This is a genomic window from Streptomyces sp. NPDC050625 (assembly GCF_040654755.1).
GTDB lineage: Bacteria > Actinomycetota > Actinomycetes > Streptomycetales > Streptomycetaceae > Streptomyces.
Map to the genome: position 1 here is coordinate 1 of NZ_JBFAIQ010000021.1, position 18,335 is coordinate 18,335.

Below are 18,335 nucleotides of genomic sequence, written 5' to 3' on the forward strand. Positions count from 1 at the left end.
GTGCCGGCCGTGCGGGCCGGACGCTCGTTCGCGGCCTCGACCTTGGTGAACGCACCGTCGAGACCGACCTCCTCGGCCTCGATGTCCAGGTCGGACAGGTCCCAGGACTGAACCGGCTTCTTCTTGGCGGCCATGATGCCCTTGAAGGACGGGTAGCGCGCCTCACCCGACTGGTCGGTCACCGACACGACGGCCGGGAGCTGCGCCTCGAGCTGCTCGGAGGCGGCGTCGCCGTCACGGCGGCCCTTGACCGTGCCGTCCTCGACGGAGACCTCGGACAGCAGGGTGACCTGCGGGACGCCCAGGCGCTCGGCCAGCAGGGCGGGAACCACACCCGCGGTGCCGTCGGTGGAGGCCATGCCGGAGATCACCAGGTCGAAACCGGCCTTCTCGACGGCCTTGGCCAGCACCAGCGAGGTGCCGATCACGTCCGTGCCGTGCAGGTCGTCGTCCTCGACGTGGATGGCCTTGTCCGCGCCCATCGACAGCGCCTTACGCAGCGCGTCCTTGGCGTCCTCCGGACCGACCGTCAGAACGGTGACCTCGACGTCGTCGTCGGAGTTCTCGGAGATCTGCAGCGCCTGCTCGACCGCATACTCGTCCAGCTCCGAGAGCAGACCGTCCACGTCGTCGCGGTCGACGGTCAGGTCATCGGCGAAGTGCCGGTCGCCAGTGGCGTCGGGCACATACTTCACAGAAACAACGATGTTCAGGGTCACAGTCGGCTCTGCTTTCCGTGCGGAGGAGCGGCGGGAGTGAATCGCATGGGTTTTCGTGAAGGCTCCGGCAGGCCGGGATGACCTGCCCGGCGTGCGACAACTCGATCACGGTTTATGTGGCGACGAGTTCCACGATCGTGGCGTTCGCCGTGCCACCGCCTTCGCACATGGTCTGGAGGCCGTACCGGATGCCTTGTTCGCGCATGTGGTGCACGAGCCGAGTCATCAGGATCGCTCCGGACGCCCCCAACGGGTGCCCGACGGCAATGGCACCGCCGAGCGGATTGAGCACGGCGTCGTCGACCCCGAACTCCGCCTGCCAGGCCAGCGGAACCGGCGCGAACGCCTCGTTCACCTCGAATGCGCCGATGTCGTCGATCGAGAGGTCCGACTTGCGCAGCACCTTCTCGGTGGCGGGGATCGGGCCGGTCAGCATCATGATGGGGTCGCTGCCGGTGACGGCTCCGGAGTGGTACCTCGCAATCGGCTCGAGCCCGAGCTGTGCGGCTCGTTCCGGCGTCGTGATGAGTACCCCGGCCGCGCCGTCGGAGATCTGCGACGCGTTGCCACCGTGGATCACACCGTTCTCGAGGAACGGCGTCCTGATGCCGGCGAGCCTTTCCGGTGTCGTACCGCGACGCAGCCCTTCATCGGCGACGAAGTCCGGCAGACCCGGGACACGGATCAACTGACTGTCGAACGCGCCGTCGTCGATGGCGGCAGCAGTGCGCTCATGACTCATCGACGAATACTCGTCGAGCCGGTGCCGGGAGAATCCCCACTTTTGCGCGATCAGCTCTGCGCCAAGCCCTTGGTTGAAGTCGCCGTCGGGGAAGTCCGCGAGCTGCTCGGCGTAGCGCTCACGGGTCAGCTCGCCGAACGGGCGGCCGAACTCTCGACCGCGGCCGGCGCCCGGCGCCACCCGCGACATCGACTCGACCCCACCGACGACGACCATGTCGTACTGTCCGGACATGACCATGCCCGCCCCGAAGTCGATCGAGGCCTGCGCCGAACCACACGCTCGGTTGATCGTCACGCCGGGCACCGACTCCGGCCAGCCGGCGGCGAGTACGACGAAGCGAGCGATCTGCGCCGCCTGGTCCCCCAACTGGTTGACACAGCCCCACAGCACGTCGTCGACGTCGGCCGGGTCGATCCCGGTGCGCCGTTGGAGTTCTTGCAGCACCGCGGCGGACAGATCCACCGGGTGGACGTCGGCGAGCGCGCCGCGGCGCTTTCCGATCGGAGCACGCACCGCCTCGACGATGACTGCTTCGGGCATGATTCCTCCGTACGAGTGCGAGCGTTACGCAGCGGGATTCGATTGCGGCGTGAGGTTCTCGAGCGCTGAGCGCTTGTCCGCGTCGACCAGGGTGTGGCGCATCTCGCCGATGCCCTCGACCCATGTCACCAGTTCGTCGCCGGGTGCCATGAATCGCTGCGGGTCGCGCCCGAACCCGACGCCGGCGGGCGTGCCGGTGAGGATGATGTCGCCGGGCAGCAGCGTGAGGATCTTGGAAAGATAGGCGATCGTCTGCGGGATCGTGAAGACGAGGTTCTCGCTGGTGCCGTGTTGGACGATCTCGCCGTTGAGGCTGCAACCAAGGGTGAGGGCGTCGCGATCGGCGACGGCGTCTGGTGTCACGACGCACGGCCCGATTGGGGTGAAGGAGTCGAACGACTTGCCCATCGCGAACTGAGGCATGCCTCCCGCGTTCTGCGTCACCCGCTCGGAGATGTCCTGTGCGACGGTGAGACCCGCGACGTGGTCCCACGCGTCTGCTTCGCGGACGAATCGAGCTTGCCTGCCGATCACCGCGACGATCTCGACCTCCCAGTCCACCTTGCCGCCGGCGGGGATACCGATGGACCCGGTTGGGCCGGTGATGGAGGTGACGAACTTGGTGAAGACGCTCGGCTCCGCCGGCAGCGGAATGCCGACCTCCGCTGCGTGATCACGATAGTTCAGGCCGATCGCGAAGATCTGGCGAGGACGCGGAGTCGGCGCACCGACCAGGGCGGCGTCGAATGCCTCGGCGGCCTCGTCGCCCTGGCCGGCGGCCCAGGACCGGAACTCGTACCACTGCTCGTAGATCGCCTGGGGGTCGGCGCCGAACCGCCCCGCCGACGCACGCTCGATGTCGATTCCGCGATTCTCACCGGTGACGAGCGTCAGCCGACCGGCGACATTGGCTATCCGCATCTACTGGTTCCGTCTCCTCAGGCCCGCGGCGCGTAGCCGGCGTAGCCGGGTGCTGTACCCGGGGTGACCGCGGTGCGGCCGCCATCGACAGGGAGGATCACTCCGTTGATGTAGCTCGCCTCGTTCGACGCCAGGAACAGGACCGCGGCGGCGTACTCGGCCGGGTCGGCGGCAGGGCCCATCGGGGTCGCGTAGTCGAGTTCCGCGAACACCTGCGGCGCCAGCGGTAGCGCGGTCGAGCCGGCACGGCCGATTCCGTTGACCCGGATGCCGGAGCTGCCGAGTTCACCCGCCAGGCAGTGCACGAGGGCGTGCACACCACCCTTGGACGCCGAGTAGGCCGGGATGTTCGGGTTACCGAGTATCCCGTCGATCGAGCCCGCGTGAACGATGCTCGCCCGCTCGGCGGCACGCAGCGCCGGCAGGAACGACTTCGTCGTGACGAAGGCGCCCGTCAGATTGACGCGTAGTGCCTCCTCGAACTCCTCGCGGGTCGTGTTCTCGACGGACGCGATCGTGGTCGCGAAGTGATGGGTGACGAGCACGTCGACCGAGGACCAGCGCTCCGAGATCTGCTCGGCCACCGCAACGATCTCCGCGGGGTCACGCGGGTCGCTCTTGTAGGCGTGCGCGACACCGCCCTTCGCGGCAATGTCGGTGACACACTCGTCCGCCATCTCCTTCGTCACCTGGACGACAGCGACCTCGGCGCCCTCACGGGCGAAAGCCGCAGCCGAGGCGCGGCCGATGTCGTCGAAGCCGTCGATGCCGAACCCGCTGCCGACGACGACTACGCGCTTTCCTTCGAACCGTGCACCGGTCATGGTGTTCCTCTCGGAATCTGTGTTGTTCACGCCGCAACGCCGCCCCTCGTGGGCAGTCGCCACAGCCAGTCGTAGATGTTCGCGTCCGTCGCTCCCCGCCGGATGCGCGCGTCACGCGCCTCCTGCTCGGGGCCGTCCGGCATGTGGAACACGCCGGCGTTGTTGCGGGAGGTCGTCTGCACCTTGACCGCGCGTTCCTTGCGTCCGCGCTCGTACTCCTTGAGCGCACCGTCGACGCCGGACGGATCGACGCCGGGAAAGACGCGCATCAGGTACTCGCCGTCCTCGATGGCCTGCGCCGCGCCCTGCCCCAGATAGGGGATCATGGCGTGCGCCGCGTCGCCGAGCAGCCCTACCTTGCCATCGACCCAGGACTCCACCGGGTCGATGTCGAACAGGTCGTACCGGATGACGTCGCCACCGAGCTCGGCGAGACGGCGGATGACGGGTGACCACCCTTCGAGGGCCGACATGAGCTCCGAACGGTCGACCTGGGCGGCGCTCGCGCCGGTGGAGATCGGAGGGGCCTGCATGCAGGCCGTGACGTTGATCTCCCGGCCGCCGCGGAAGCGGCAGTGCACGACGTGCCCATTCGGCCCGAGCCAGGACTCGAAGCCGTTCCGCTCGACCAGGTCACGCAGCAGCGGGTCGGCGAGCGCGGCGTCGGTCTGCACCTGCGTCCGGTAGCCAGTCTCCCCGCTGTAGCGCGGGGTGACAGGACCGAAGACGGTCTCACGAACGGCCGAGCGGATGCCGTCCGCACCAATGACTAGGTCGGCACGGTACTCCCCGGCGGCGGTGAGGACGACGCCCGTCTGGGCATCGACCGACTCGCACTTCGCACCGAGGACGACGGTGACGGGCTCGCCCACCCCGGGCTCGTCCTCGGCCTCGGCCAGCAGCGCAGCCTGTAGATCACCACGGTGTGCGAACCAGAACGGGGCGCCGTAGCGCTCCTCGACGTCCGCAAGCGGGTCGACGAAGAGGTCGGATCCGTCCTGCCAGCGACGGCGCGTCGCAAAACGGGGACGCACCGCTGTCCTTTCGAGACGGTGACCGACGCCCAGGCGGCCGAGTGCGGCCGCGGCATTGGGCGCCAGACCGATCCCCGCGCCAACTTCTGCGATCTCCCGCGCTCGCTCCAGGACGGTCACGCGGTGTCCTGCACGACGAAGACCCAGCGCGGCCGCCAATCCTCCGATGCCACCGCCGACGACGACTATCTGCATTGCCTTCTTCCTCGCTCTCGCAGTGTCTGCGGTACGTGCCTGGCGGGGCACCGACCAGGTCTCCATGGACCGGAACATGCCCTCCTAGGAACCCGGCAGACATCTAACGTATCACAGGATTTGCGATACCTGAGATGATTTTCGAAATTCTTGCTGAGCTCTTCGATTTATGGAAAGATGCGAACCATGAAGGATCCTTCAACCACGCGCGGCGAATTGGTTCTCTCGGCGGTTCGCTCCGACATCCTGCGCGGCGAGCTTCCCCCCGGGTCGAAGCTGCCTTTCGCGATGCTGATCGAGCGCTACGACGCCAGCACCGGTGTCCTGCGCGAGGTGCTCCCGCGCCTCGTGGAACAGGGGCTTGTCACGAGCCAACCGCAGCTCGGCTACAAGGTCGTGTCGGTCAGCATCCCCGAGCTCGAGCACCTCACAGCAGCGCGCATCGCGTTCGAGGGCCAGATCCTGCGGCAGTCGATCGAGTCGGGCGACACCAACTGGGAGGGCGAGGTCGTGGCAGCGAACCACCGTCTCTCGCGCATTCCCATGTATGACGGCGAGCAGGTGAGCCTCGCATGGCTCGACGAGCACAGCCGGTTCCACCGCACCCTGTTGGCCGGCTGCCCGAACCCGATGCTGTGCGATCTGGCAGAGCGCCTGCGCGATCTCACCCAGGTCTATCGGTGCTGGTCGATCACCGCTTCCAGCGATCTGGGCCGACTCAGCGACACGGAACACCGGAAACTCGCCGAGTACACCGTCGCCCGTCAGGCGGATGACGCCGTCCGCGTCCTGTCCGAGCATATGCAGCACACGGCAGACTTCCTCATCCGCACACAGCGCGCCCGCGAAGAGGCGAACGCGGAGGCGGCCAGCGCTTCCCACTGACCGCCCGCTCGATCGCATGAGCCGTTTCGAGTCAGGCGCCGAAGGCGCCGTCGGAGGCGAGTGCGGCGATCTCCTCGTCGCTGAGCCCAAGTTCGTGCAGGACTTCGTCGCGTTGCTCCCCCACCCGCGGAACGCGGGCGGGGGCGGCGATGGCGAATCCGGTCGGGTCGGTGGGCAGGCGTATCGTCCCGCCCAGCCCGTCGTCAACCTCGACGAACGCCTCCCGCGCGGCGAAATGCTTCGACTCGAGCACCTCGTTGAGCGTCAGTACGGGGGCTGTCGGCACGTCCTGAGCCAGGATCGCCTCGATCACCTGTTCACGAGGCAGTGTGCGACTCCAGCTCTCGACCAGGTCGACGACCTCCTGTCGTCGTGTCGCACGCTCGAGGAACTTCGCATAGCGTTTGTCCTCGGCAAGTTCGTCGCGACCCATCGCACGGCACAGACGAGCCCACATGACGTCGTTGTTCACTCCGATGTTGAACGCACCGTCGGCGGCTTCGAAGGTCCCGTAGGGAATTCCGTGCAGGTCCTGGTTGCCCGTCTGCGCGGCGACCGCAGGGTCGACGAACTGCGCGCGGGAGAGCGCGACCGCCGTCATCGGCAGCGTCGACTCGGTGAGAGAGCAGTCGATGAGCCGGCCCTCACCGGTCCGGTCCTGGTGACGAAGGGCCAGCAGGATTGCAGCGTGTGCCGTCATGCCGGTCAGTACGTCACCCATCGCGAAGCCGACCCAGGTTGCCCGGCCTTCACGGTCGCGCGTGAGACTGTTCGTTCCGGCGAGCGCCTCCGCGACCATCGCAAGTCCCGCTCGGTTCCCGTCCTCGCCGGTGTTCTCGATCCCGAACCCGGTCATGACCGCGACAACGAGTCGGGGGTAGCGCTCCCGGATCGTGTGCGGGTGGATGCCCAGCCGATCCAGCGCCTGCGGGCGCATGTTGGTCGTAAAGACGTCGGCCGTCTCAAGAAGGCAGTGCAGGGTGTCGATGCCCGCCTTCGACTTCAGGTCGAGGACGACGGAGCGCTTACGACGGTTCAGCGCGGCGTAGTACCCGGAAACAGACCCTTCCTCGGCATGACGGATCGGCTCACGGTGCCGGGTCGCCTCGCCCTGCGGCGGCTCGATCTTGACAACGTCGGCCCCTTCGTCGGCGAGCAGTTGGCCGCAGTACGGCCCGGCGATGAGATGGCAGAGCTCGACCACGCGGACGCCGTTAAGCACGCCGTGGGAAGCAGCGATGTCGGACATGTCGTTCTCCTGTATCAGGCGGCCTGCGTAGCGGCCGAACGGCCCTGTTCCGGCGCGACGACGATGTCGAACCTGACCCGCGACCACGCCGCGTCGCCGAGGTCTCTGCCGTCCGGCGTCGCCGTACCGGGCGCCTGCATCTCGAAGAGCTTGACGAGGGATTGCTTCACACCAAACACGGTGTCGTGCTTCAGCAAGTCGTCACCATCCACGAAGATGTGGGTGACAAGGGTGCGCAGGCCTGGCGCCGTGACCATGAAGTGCAGGTGGGACGCTCGCATGGGGGATCGCCCAGTCGCTTCGAGCATCTTGCCGACCGGCCCGTCGTGCGGAATCGGGTAGGGCGTAGGTGTCAGGCCCCAGAAGTGGTACTCACCGTTCTCGTCGGTGTACAGATGCGCGCGGCATGCGACGCGGTCGTCGCCGTACTGCACGTCGTACAGGCCGTCCTCGTCGGCCTCCCAGACCTCGATGCGCGCTGCCGGTACCGGATTGCCGTCGAGGTCCTTGATCGTCCCTTCGACCCAGCAGGGCTCGCCGTTCGCGCCGCCCGACATGTCGCCGCCGAGTTCGATCTCAGGAGAGCCGTCGACGAAGAACGGGCCGAAGACGGTGGCCTCCGTGGCGCCGGGGATCGCGGCGTTGTTGACGTTGATCGTCTGACTCGAGACGCCGAGCACGTCCGAGAGGAGGATGAACTCCTGACGACGGTCGTCCGTGATGTGTCCGACCGCGGTGAGGAATTCGATGGCCTTCTGCCACTCGGTCTCGGTCAGGCGGACGTCGCGCACGAACTGGTGCGCATGGCTGACGAGTGACTGCATGATCTGCTTCAGTCGCGGGTCCTCGGCCCGCTCGAACGACCTCAGGACGTTGTTCAGCAGCGTCTCCTCGACGAGGGTCTGTTCGGCGCTGACAGTCCGCGCGGCATCGGTCATCGTGTCTCCTCAGGCAGACAGTTCGGCGGGGTCGACGCCGGTGAGAGCCGCGTGCAGCAGCGCGGTGAGCCGCGAGGCCGTGACACGACGGGGATTGTTCACAGGGATGGACGGCAGAGCGACCTCGACGGCCGTAGCGATGCCGTCCTCGGTGAAGCCGAGATCCACAAGGGCTCGGGGTGCTCTCAGTTCCGCGCGCAGCCGCTCGAGACCGGCCACCGCCGTCGGGGCGTCGAGCGCCGCGGCCAGACGTGCTTCGGCGTCCGGCGCGTAAGGCGCGTTGAAGGCCAGGACGTACGGGAGCACGACCGCGTGCGTCTCGGCATGCGGCAGGTTGAACGTCCCGCCGAGAACATGGCAGATCTTGTGGTGGATGCCGGAGCCGGCCGATGCGAAGGCCACCGCCGACAAATAGGCGCCATAGGCCGTCTCTTCACGCCCCCGCAGATCCGAAGCGGCGGCCACGATCCGGGGCAGCCCCGAGGTCAGGGCACGTACGCCTTCGACCGCGAGAGCGGCGTTGATGGGGTCGGCCCGCGGCGCCCACAGCGAGTCGACGCAATGGGCGAGCGCGTTCAACCCGCTGGCGACCGAGATGCCGACGGGCAGCGTCAGCGTCAGCGACGGGTCGTAGATCACGGTCACGGGCAGAACGCGGTCGTCCACGCCTGTCGTCTTTCGCGTTGCTTCCGTGAGCCCCCAGACGTTCGTCGCCTCGGAGCCGGCGTACGTCGTGGGAACAGCAACGATCGGCAGTCCCGCCGTCAGCGCGACGGCCTTCGCGAGCCCGGTTGTCGAGCCGCCGCCGACAGAGACCAGGAGGTCGGCCGCTGCCGCCGCTGCCGCGGCGCGCGCACGCTCGGCGACCTCCACGGGGACGTGCATCACGACCTCGTCGTGCCAGTGTGCCACCTCGATCCGGGCTGCGACGGCACGTGCCATCTCCATCTCGGACTCGGAGGCGATCACCATCACGCGTTGCGCGCCCAGGCGGTCCACCTCGGCCGCAAGATGCTCGGCAGCGCGTCCGGCGCCGAACAGGACGCGCTGCGCCAGCGTGACATGCGCGAAGGAGAGGCTCATCGGCGAGAACACCCTTTCGGGAGTGAGGAGGACGGGTGGAATCTCCAGCAGATTACATGTGCAGATCTCATACATCCAGAGATAATTTCGAATACGGGAAGAATCTCGAACGGCGACTCAGAGAACGTCGAGCAGGACCGACAAGACCCGTCGCGGCGAGTCGAGGATCACGTGATGCCCGGCGTCCTCGACGACGACTTCCGCGAACAGCTCGCCGCCCGCGTCGCGGACGAGCTCCATGACGTCGTCCCGCACCAGCCCGAGTCCGGACCGTACGAGCACGACCTCACCCGGAGCGTCCACGAGCTCGCGCAGGCCGGGGGCCTCGCCCTGACGGGCCAGGACCACCGGATCGCGCTTCCACCCCCATCCGCCCTCGACGCGGTGGACGCTCTCGCGGAACAGGTGCTCCAGAATGAGCGGGTGCGGATCCCTCGGCGAGGGCGGGACGAGGCGGAAGCGCTCACGCGCCCGCTCCAGCAAGGGATAGGGCCCTGGCCGCGGGGGCGCGAGGGAAGCTGGTGCCCGTGCCGTCCTCCGGGTGCCGCGGAGCGGTGTGTCCAGCAGCACCAGCCTCTCGAACGGTGCTCCGAAGCGGGCGGCCGCCGTCAGCGCGAGCGATCCGCCCAGACTGTGACCCACTACGCGTTTCGCCCCGTACGACGCGGCGATACTCTTCACCTGCTCCGCCCAGGCATCCCAGGAGTACGACGGCAGCCAGGCGCTGTCACCGTGGCCGAACAGATCGAAGGCCACGACATGACGGCCCGTAACGAGCCTCGGACCCAGGTGGTCCCACCAGCCCGCATGTGCCTGATTGCCGTGTACCAGCAGAACGGTGGGCGCCTCGGGGTCCCCCCAGGACCGGACGGACGACAGCCGGCCGTCGACCTCGACCGTGGTGCGTCGCGGCAGTGACGCGTAGGCGCCCGTCAGCCATTCCGAGAGGTCGGTGGATCTCGCCGGGAGGCCGGTGGATCTCATCGAGCCCGCACCAGTGGCACACATGGCGCGCCGTCGGCGCCCCGCAGGGGCACGGGGACGGCCTGTACATCCAGGCGCCGTCCCCGGAAGGCCGAGACCGCCGCCGACACGTTCTCCATGATCAGCACATCCGCGCCGAGGAGTGCCCGGTGCACCGGGAACGCGAACCCGTCCTTCCGACGCACCGCGGGAAGATCGGGCGTCGGGGTGTCGACACCGACCACTCCCGCGCCACGCTCGATGAGCAGGTGCGCGGCGTCGACGCCGAGGTAGGGATGATCGCGGTACTCGTCCGTGCCGTATCGCACGGCCCAACCGAAGTCGAGGAACACGAAGTCACCGGGACGGACCGTGTCGATCCTCGGCTCGAGCAGTGCGGCCGGGACCTCCCGGATGCCCAAGTCGGAGAGGTCGATCACCGTGCCCTCGCCGCAGAAGCGATCGACAGGGTACGCGTCGATCGTCGCCCCACCGGCGACGAAGTGCGCCGGTGCGTCCAGATGTGTTCCGACGTGCGCCGCCATCTGCAGCAGTGTGAGCCGCACGCGCCCGTCGCCGCCGATCGGCTCCGTGAGGGTCTGGATGTCCGCGACGCCGCGCGGACCCGGAGAGGGCAACCCGGACCAGACGGGTTGTGCGAGGCTCACCCAGCCCCGGGCCGGTCCACGTGGCACCGTCACGGCAACCGAACCTTCGCCGAGCCGGCGACGACCTCGACACCGCCCTGGTTGACGGTGGAGAGCGCCACCTCGGCGATCCCGTCCTCGATCGACGTCACACGGCCGGTGACGGTCAGGTCGTCACCCGGCCACACCTGCTTCTTGAACCGTACGGCGAAGCTCACCACCCGCTCGTTGCCGAACCACTCGGCAAGGAGTCGTCCGGTGAGTGCCATCGAGAGCATGCCATGGGCGAAGACCGTCGGCGCACCGGCCACCTCACGTGCGTAGACCTCGTCGGTGTGCAGCGGGTTGTAGTCGTCCGCGGCGCCGGCATACTGCACGATCTGGGTCCGGGTGAGGTTCTCGACCGCTCGAAGCACGCGTTCGCTGCCTACGGTGACAGCGTCCGGCGCGCGTGTGTCCACAGCCATCTCACGCCTCCCGGCTCGGAACGTGCGCCGCCTCGACCGTGACCCGCACAGCCGTGGCGACGAGTTCCCCCTTCTCATCGCGGTAGTCGGTGATCAGCTCGCTGAACACCATCCGGCCACCGGCGCGCCCCTGTTTCGTCCAACTGTCGCCGGACCGGCTCTCCGCGAACAGCACATCGCCTGCCAGGACCGGTCGGTGATAATCGAAGCGCTGTTCGGCGAGGAGGCCGGTCCCGCGACGCTGGACGTCGGGCGTGCCGGTCGCCGTCCTGCCGGAGCCCACCCACGGCTCCCCCGGGTGCGGGCGCAGCCGGTTACTCCGGTCGAATCGAGCCGACGACCGCAGGAAGGTCAAGGGCGCGACCAGCGGCACGGCCGGATCGGCGGCGGTGCGCTCGAAGTCGGCGTCCGCCTCCCCCGTCGCTCGCGCCAACTCCAGGATGTGTCCGCGCTCGACTGGGAATCGCAGCATGATCAGTGTCGTCCCTTCACGTGTCAGACCGCCGCACGGAACGTGTCTTCGACGAGAGCGGCCATCCGCTCCAGGTCCCACGGCCCGGTACCGATGATCTGCCGCTTCGGCTCGGGCTTGTTGAACAGGGTGAGGGTGTACCCGCGCGAGTCGATGACCTGACCGTTCAGCCACCGCGAGCGCTCGCTGGCGACGTAGGCGACGATCGGAGCGACATGACGCGGGCTGCGCTCGTCGCCGTCCTCGGAGTAGAGCAGCCGCTCCTTCGGTACCGATGCCGTCATGCGGGTCGCGGCACCGGGCGAGATCGCGTTCGACGTGACTCCGTACTTCGTCAGACCGTTCGCGAGCGAGTAGGTGAGACCGATGACGCCCATCTTCGCGGCCGCGTAGTTGGGCTGTCCGACGTTGCCGAACAGGCCGGCTGCCGACGTGAAGTTGATGACGCGGTTGTTCGCATCGGGGTTGCCCTGCTTGCGCCAGTAGGCGGTGAGCGGGCGAATCGTCGAGAAGTGACCGCGCAGATGAACCTTGATGACCGCGTCCCACTCCTCCGCCGTCATATTGAAGATCATCTTGTCACGGAGGATGCCCGCGCAGTTGACCAGGACGTCGACGTTCCCAAACGCGTCGAGCCCTGTCGCGAGGAGGCTCTCGCCGCCCTCGATCTCCGAGATGTCATCGGTGTGCGCGACGGCTTCGCCGCCCACTGCCTCGATCTCCTTCACGAGATCGAAGGCGGGACCACCCGTGACCTCCGTCCCGTCCAGCGAGGCACCGATGTCGCTGGCCACGATCCGTGCGCCTTCGGCCGCACAGAGCTTCGCGATCTCGCGGCCGATGCCGCCTCCCGCACCGGTGATGGCGATGACGCGCCCGCTAAGCATGCCCATGACGGTTCCCTTCGTTTGTCGTGTTCGGTGGGCCGCGTCAGCGGCCGGTGAAGCGCGGCGCGCGCTTCACCTTGAAAGCGGCGACGCCTTCTTTGTGGTCCTCGCTGCGGCGGGCTATCTCTTGAGCGCGGGTGACGATGCGGAAGTGGTCGGCAAGATCTTGCTGCGAGCTCTGGTTCACGAGCTGCTTGATCATCCCGATGGCGAGCTTGGGCCCCTGCGCGAGGCGTGTCGCCATCTCCAGAGCAACGGGAAGGGCCGCGCCTTCCTCCTCCGTGACACGGTTGACAAGACCGATGCGGAGCGCCTCCCGCGCGTCAACCGCTTCCCCGCTCATCTGCAGCCACTTCGCCGTGGCCGGCCCGACCAGCTTCGTCAGGAGCCAGGTACTGCCGTCGCCGGGGATCAGGCCATGCCGCACGAACGCCTCGCTGAACTTCGCGCGGGCCGAGGCCACGCGGAAGTCGCACGCGAGCGCGAGGCCGCAGCCCAGCCCGTACGCCGTGCCGTCGACGGCGGCGATCGTCGGCTTCGGCAGCGTGTGCAGGCGGCGCACGAGCTCGGGGGCAAGCGGAGTCTCGGGCGCGTCTACGCTCTCGCGCAACGTGTACACGGGGTCGAGAATCTCCCAGGGGGTGGGGCCCGGCACCGTAGTCCCCTTCGCGTCGTCGGCGATGCGCCGGGCGAAGCCCTTCACGTTGGCGCCCGAGCAGAACGCCCCGTCGGCTCCGGTGAGCACGACGGCGCCCACCTCGTCGTCGACCGCGGCGCGCTTGAGCTGTGCGAGCAACTCGGCCCCGCTCTCCGCTCCGAGCGCGTTGCGTGTGGCCGGATCATTGAGCGTCAGTACAAGGACGCCGTCACCGGTCAGCTCGACAAGCAGGGGTGCGGCATCCGTTGAGTCAGCCATCGGCCGTTCTCCTTCGGGTTTTTCGAAATCACTCTGCGAGCGACGCCAGGCCATCGACGATCGCCACACCCTCGCCGGGCGCTCCGATCAGGACAGGGTTGACGTCGAGTTCGCGCAACGTCCCGCGCGCTCCATCGACCAGCTCGGACATCCGCGCGGCGAGCGCGCAGAACGCGTCGAGGTCGATCAGGTCGGCGCCGTCCCGGTGCAGATCACGCCAGCAGCGCAGCCCCCGCAGCGCCGTGCGTACCTCGGCAGCGGTCGTCGGCGCGGGGATGGTCGCGATGTCCGCGAACACCTCCGCGTTCCCGCCGCCGCGCCCGACAGTGAGGAAGGCGAATCCGTCGAGCGCCTCGGAGACGCCGGCCCCGATCAGCAGTTCGTAGCCGGGCGCCGCCATCGCCTCAACGAGCACACCGTCGAGCTTCTCGGCCGGGACCTGTGCACGGGCCGCCTCGTCGACGCGCGAGAACGCGGCACGCAAGTCGTCCACGGTGTGCAGCGACAGTGCGAGCACCCCTGCATCTCCCTTGTGCGGAAGCAGGCTCGACTGCGCCTTGAGGACCACCGGGAATCCGATCTCCGCCGCGGCGGCGGCCGCCTCGTCGGCGTCGGCGACCAGGCGACCGGCGGGCACAGGCAGACCGTGCCGGGTGAACCAGCGCTTCACCGCGAACTCGGGCACGCTCTCGGGGCGCGGGCGGTCGGCCGGCCACAGTCGGTCGACAGGCTGCGCCGAACGTGCTGTCAGGATGCGCTTACGCTCGGCGGCTTCGCCGAGTCGCTCGTGGTCGGCGCCACGCTGCGCGAGCACCAAGGCGGCGTGCGTCACGCCGCGCTGGGTGGGGAACCACGGCACACCGGCGGCGGCGACCGCCTTCGCGCCCTCTTCGGCAGGCGCCGTATAGGTGTAGGACAGCAATGGCTTCGACAGCGGCAGGATCGGCTTGAGGCTCTCCAGACGCGCCAGGGTGCGCTCGGCGACGATCATCGATTCGATCGCGATGACCGCGTCGATCTCGTCGGAGTCGGCGACCGTCCGCAGCACGGTCCCCAGCGTCGACGACCCGTGCGCCGCGCTCGCCGTCATGTCGACCGGATTGCGCACCGACGCGAAGTACGGCAACTGCGGGAGCAGCTCCGCCTGAGTGTCGGCCGAGAGGACCGGGATCGCCGCCCCCATGCCTGCCGCAACGTCGGTCAGCCACGCGCCGGAGCCTCCGGAACCGGTGACGATGCCGATGCGCGGGCCGGTCGAGCGGGGGTACTTCGAGAGCACCGCGACCGTGTCCAGAAGGTCCTCGAAGTCGGTGACCTCGACGATGCCCACACGACGGAACACCGCGGAGTACAGCTCGCTGGGGCCGGTCATGTGGCCGGTGTGCGAGATCGCGGCGGCCTGCGCCTGAGCGGTACGGCCCACCTTCGCGGCAACGATCGTCTTGCCTAGCTCATGAGCGCGCAGCGCCAACTGCTCAAGGCGCGCGATCGAGCTGACGCCCTCGAGGAAGAGGACGACGACCGTCGTGTCGCGATCGTCCTCCAGGAGGTACTCGAGGTAGTCAAGGGCATCGAGATCGGCCTCATTGCCCGTCGAGACGACGTGAGTGAAGTCGATGTTCCGGGCGAGCCCGCGTTGGAAGATTCCGAACCCGAGTCCACCGCTGTGCGACAGTACGGCGACGTTTCCCGGCGTCGGGCGCTCCCTCAGTCCGCGTTCGTAGTCGACCGTCGGACTGAATCCGATCGCGATGTCATCGACGATGTTGTAGATGCCCTCGGCGTTCGGCCCGCCGACGGCCATGTCAATCTCGGCCAGGACGGCTTCGAGCTCCGTCTGCAGCCCTTCGCCCTCGGTCCCCTTGCCGGCCTCGGCGAAGCCCGAGCTGATGACGTACGCCGCGCGCATGCCACGGGCCGCGAGCTCACGCAACGCCCCGGGCACCATCGGCGCGGCGATCGCCACGAGGGCAAGGTCGATCCCCTCCGGCAGCCCGGCGATTGAGGGCAGGCACGGGGTCCCGTCGATCTGGTCTTGGTTGGGGTTCACGAGGTAGATCTCCCCCGCGAAGCCGTGCTGCTTCAGGATCAGGAGGGTCCGGCCGCCGGGCGAGTCCGGATTCGCGGACGCCCCGATGAGCGCGATACTTCCAGGGCGCAGGAAGCTTGCGACGCGCGCACGACTACCGCTCACGCGACCCACCCGAGGGTAGGCGCCATGCGGGACCTCTGCCACTTCGGGTCGCCCAGCAGGGCATAGAGGGTGCGCGAGGCCTGCGTGTACACGGTGAGGCCGTAGTCGGGGTCGCTGCCCAGGCCGGCGTGGACCTCGTGCGCGGCGTTCGCGGCCTCGAGGCAGGACTCGCTCGCCGTGGAGGCGGCCAGGTAGCTACGGCCCGCGCCGTTGCGGTCGTTCTCCAGCGCCCAGGCGGCTTCGTACGTCGTCCAGCGCGCGGCGTCCAGTGCGTTGATGAGGCGCACGATATGGTCCTGGACTCGCTGGAACCGGCCGATCGGCTGGCCGAACTGCTGACGTGTGTTCGAGTGCTGGATCGACATGTCCAGCATCTCCTCGCAGCCGCCGAACTGATAGGCGGCCAGTGCCACACGAGCGATCGACATCGCGTCGTCGAGCTCGGTGCCGGTCGCGGTGCGGATCAGGTTGTCCTCCGGGACGGCCACATCTGAGAACACCACCTCGTAGTGGGCGTGGAGGAACCCGCCCAGGTGACGCACCGAGATGCCCTCGGAGTCCGCTGGGACCAGTGCGAACGTCGCACCGTCGGCGGCGTCGACGCTCACCAGGAAGTGCGTCGCGTCGGCAGCCCACGGCACGTACACCATCATGGCGTCGAGCACACGCGAGCCTGCGGCACCGGTCAGCGTCGCCGGCGAGCCGAGCAGGCCCTTCCATGAGGTCTTGGGCCGGCGCACCGCCGGGACCACGATCGCCTCGCCCGCGGCGATGCCGCCGAGGATCGCGTCACGCACGTCGGTCTGCTCCGCCCCGAGAAGAATCGACGTACTCAGGATGCTCGAGACGAACAGCGGCGACGGGATCGCATGACGGCCCATCTCGGCCATGAACACCACGACGCTCGTCGGGTCGAGCTGGGCACCGCCCTGCTCCTCGGGGATGACAAGAGCGGTCCAGCCGGCCCGCGCGAACTGCCGGTACCACTCCGGCTTCCAGAGCTGTCCGGACCGACGGAGCGTCTGCAGCTCGGCGCGCATCGATTCGCGCTGGGCGAACGAACGGACGGAGTCGCGGACGGAGAGCTGTTCCTTGCTGAGAGATAGATCCATGGCGCTTGCTCAGTTCCTCTCCGTCGAGCGGCGACGCGTGCTTTCGACGCCCAGGCTTCCGGCCTTCTCGCGTTCTCTCTTGCCCAGGCCCAGACGGCGGGCCATGATGACGCGCTGGATGTCGGTCGTACCGCCCGGGTGCATACCGACGATGCCCGCGCGCTGCTCGTACTCGGCGATGCCGTCGAGAGCGCCATGGACCGGGTCGTCGGTCAGCGCATCGAATCCGAGCAGGTCGTGCACCGCCTTCGTGAGCCACAGGTCGGTCGTTTTGCGCACGTACGAAACCTGCGAACCCTCGTAGGTGCGGTGCTCGTTCGCGTAGAGCTTGTAGAAGTTGCGCGTCTGGAGCAGCCGCACCACCTCGAGGCGGGAGTAGATCTCGGCCAGGCGCTCCTGAACCTCGGCGTCTTCGATCAGGGGCCGACCGTCCCGCTCGGTGGTCCGGCAGTAGCGGAGAAGATGCCCCCAGACCTTGTTCGGGCGGATGTTCCCCGCTCCGCTGTGCTCGGCCTCCAGATGCGTCGACGCGACCTTCCAGCCGTTGTTCTCGCCACCGATGAGGCTGAATGCGGGAACCCGCACATCCTCGAAGTAGATGGTGTTCTTGTGGCCGTAGGGGTCGGTGTCTCCCTCGGCGCCCGGGCTCAGCATCCACTGCGGTTGCATCGTGATCCCGGGCGAGTTCGCGTCGACCATGAACCACGAGAGGTTCTTGTGCCGCTCACCGCCGGGGTCGGTGTTCGCGAGTACCCAGAGACGGTCGGCGCCGTTGGAGGAGCCGATGTAGATCTTCGTGCCGTTGAGGATGTAGTCGTCCCCGTCACGGACCGCGGTCATCTTCACGCCGGCCAGATCGGATCCCGCCGTCGGCTCGGTCAGCAGCTGGAAGGTCCTGACCTCGCCGCGGTAAATCGGGCGAAGGAACGCCTCCTTCTGCTCCGGGGTGCCGAAGATGCGCAGACAGGCACCGCCCATCTTGCCGCCCGAGTCGTAGTAGGGCGGCAGCGAGAAGCCCCGCTTGGTCGACTCCTCCTCCAGCACGATGATCTGGTCGAAGGTCAGGCCACCGCCCCCGTACTCCGGGTCGCCCGCCGGGTACAGCCAGCCCTTCTCACCGAGTTGGCGCCCGAACTCACGATGCAGCTTGTAGAGCTGCGTGCTCTCCTCCGGATTGGTCGGTCGCCGGCCGACACCCTCGGGCACGTGCTCGTCGAACCACGCGTTCACCTCGGCTCGGAAGCCCTCCTGCTCCTCCGAGTACGTCAGTTCAAAGTCCATCAATCTCTCCTTCTGCGTGGACGAACGACTCATTCGGTCCGCGAGACCTGCACGAATCCGCAGCCCGACCGCCGCGGTCCGCAGACCGTCGCCGGCAGAACACCGAGCGGGTGCGGCGTCGGTCGCCATCAACGTCTTCAGAGAATCATGAACTGCTTTCCTCCGTCAACTAAATTTCGAATATTGCTCAAGTTCTCGGGATGTGCCAGGATCAGATCAAATCAGTCCTATGTTCGGCTGGCCAGTGACAAGCGAACGATGGC

Annotated in this window: 18 protein-coding genes; 1 reads left to right on the plus strand and 17 read right to left on the minus strand. The window is 68.0% G+C overall.

Annotated elements, in window-relative coordinates; translation table 11 throughout:
- The 5 genes from AB0I54_RS33750 to AB0I54_RS33770 all read right to left on the minus strand — a co-directional run.
- Positions 1-719: electron transfer flavoprotein subunit beta/FixA family protein (locus AB0I54_RS33750; RefSeq protein ID WP_363300046.1), on the minus strand; the 719-nt coding region annotated here is incomplete at its 3' end.
- 112 nt (positions 720-831) lie between these two features.
- Positions 832-2,004, minus strand: a complete 1,173-nt coding sequence (locus tag AB0I54_RS33755) for a thiolase family protein (protein ID WP_363300048.1) — start codon at positions 2,002-2,004, stop codon at positions 832-834.
- Between the two features lie 24 nt (positions 2,005-2,028).
- The gene (locus tag AB0I54_RS33760; RefSeq protein WP_363300049.1) at positions 2,029-2,925 is read right to left on the minus strand and encodes a fumarylacetoacetate hydrolase family protein; all 897 of its coding nucleotides are present in this window, start codon (positions 2,923-2,925) and stop codon (positions 2,029-2,031) included.
- Between the two features lie 17 nt (positions 2,926-2,942).
- Complete coding sequence (locus tag AB0I54_RS33765; RefSeq protein ID WP_363300050.1) at positions 2,943-3,749, minus strand: SDR family oxidoreductase; 807 nt, start codon at positions 3,747-3,749, stop codon at positions 2,943-2,945.
- Between the two features lie 26 nt (positions 3,750-3,775).
- The gene (locus tag AB0I54_RS33770; protein WP_363300051.1) at positions 3,776-4,978 is read right to left on the minus strand and encodes an FAD-dependent monooxygenase; all 1,203 of its coding nucleotides are present in this window, start codon (positions 4,976-4,978) and stop codon (positions 3,776-3,778) included.
- 186 nt (positions 4,979-5,164) lie between these two features.
- Between AB0I54_RS33770 and AB0I54_RS33775 the strand changes: the two genes are divergently transcribed.
- A complete protein-coding gene (locus AB0I54_RS33775; protein ID WP_363300052.1) occupies positions 5,165-5,863 on the plus strand; it encodes an FCD domain-containing protein in 699 nt (232 codons plus the stop codon).
- A 31-nt stretch (positions 5,864-5,894) separates the two neighbouring features.
- Here AB0I54_RS33775 and AB0I54_RS33780 read toward each other — a convergent pair whose 3' ends face one another.
- The 12 genes from AB0I54_RS33780 to AB0I54_RS33835 all read right to left on the minus strand — a co-directional run bounded on the left by AB0I54_RS33780 (position 5,895) and on the right by AB0I54_RS33835 (position 18,072).
- Positions 5,895-7,112 (minus strand): CoA transferase, encoded by a 1,218-nt coding sequence (locus AB0I54_RS33780; RefSeq protein ID WP_363300053.1) that lies wholly within the window; start codon positions 7,110-7,112, stop codon positions 5,895-5,897.
- A 14-nt stretch (positions 7,113-7,126) separates the two neighbouring features.
- Entirely contained in the window at positions 7,127-8,050 is a 924-nt protein-coding gene (locus AB0I54_RS33785; RefSeq protein WP_363300054.1) for a dioxygenase, read from the minus strand.
- 9 nt (positions 8,051-8,059) lie between these two features.
- On the minus strand, positions 8,060-9,133 hold the full coding sequence (locus tag AB0I54_RS33790) for a maleylacetate reductase (protein WP_363300193.1): 1,074 nt from the start codon (positions 9,131-9,133) through the stop codon (positions 8,060-8,062).
- A gap of 117 nt (positions 9,134-9,250) precedes the next feature.
- Positions 9,251-10,117: an alpha/beta hydrolase gene (locus tag AB0I54_RS33795; protein ID WP_363300055.1), complete on the minus strand. Its 867-nt coding sequence runs from the start codon at positions 10,115-10,117 to the stop codon at positions 9,251-9,253.
- Complete coding sequence (locus tag AB0I54_RS33800; protein ID WP_363300056.1) at positions 10,114-10,797, minus strand: cyclase family protein; 684 nt, start codon at positions 10,795-10,797, stop codon at positions 10,114-10,116. Before AB0I54_RS33800 ends, AB0I54_RS33795 begins: the two co-directional genes overlap by 4 nt.
- The gene (locus AB0I54_RS33805; RefSeq protein WP_363300057.1) at positions 10,794-11,210 is read right to left on the minus strand and encodes a MaoC/PaaZ C-terminal domain-containing protein; all 417 of its coding nucleotides are present in this window, start codon (positions 11,208-11,210) and stop codon (positions 10,794-10,796) included. The genes AB0I54_RS33800 and AB0I54_RS33805 overlap by 4 nt, the downstream gene beginning before the upstream one ends.
- A gap of 1 nt (position 11,211) precedes the next feature.
- Positions 11,212-11,682 (minus strand): MaoC family dehydratase N-terminal domain-containing protein, encoded by a 471-nt coding sequence (locus tag AB0I54_RS33810; protein WP_363300058.1) that lies wholly within the window; start codon positions 11,680-11,682, stop codon positions 11,212-11,214.
- A gap of 23 nt (positions 11,683-11,705) precedes the next feature.
- Positions 11,706-12,575: an SDR family NAD(P)-dependent oxidoreductase gene (locus tag AB0I54_RS33815; RefSeq protein ID WP_363300059.1), complete on the minus strand. Its 870-nt coding sequence runs from the start codon at positions 12,573-12,575 to the stop codon at positions 11,706-11,708.
- A 37-nt stretch (positions 12,576-12,612) separates the two neighbouring features.
- On the minus strand, positions 12,613-13,485 hold the full coding sequence (locus AB0I54_RS33820) for an enoyl-CoA hydratase-related protein (RefSeq protein ID WP_363300060.1): 873 nt from the start codon (positions 13,483-13,485) through the stop codon (positions 12,613-12,615).
- Between the two features lie 28 nt (positions 13,486-13,513).
- Positions 13,514-15,688 (minus strand): acetate--CoA ligase family protein, encoded by a 2,175-nt coding sequence (locus AB0I54_RS33825; protein ID WP_363300061.1) that lies wholly within the window; start codon positions 15,686-15,688, stop codon positions 13,514-13,516.
- On the minus strand, positions 15,676-16,791 hold the full coding sequence (locus AB0I54_RS33830; RefSeq protein WP_363300062.1) for an acyl-CoA dehydrogenase family protein: 1,116 nt from the start codon (positions 16,789-16,791) through the stop codon (positions 15,676-15,678). Before AB0I54_RS33830 ends, AB0I54_RS33825 begins: the two co-directional genes overlap by 13 nt.
- Positions 16,792-16,800: 9 nt before the next feature.
- Positions 16,801-18,072 carry an acyl-CoA dehydrogenase family protein gene (locus AB0I54_RS33835; RefSeq protein WP_363300063.1) on the minus strand — a complete coding sequence of 424 codons (1,272 nt, stop codon included), beginning with the start codon at positions 18,070-18,072 and terminating at the stop codon, positions 16,801-16,803.
- Positions 18,073-18,335 lie beyond the last annotated feature (263 nt).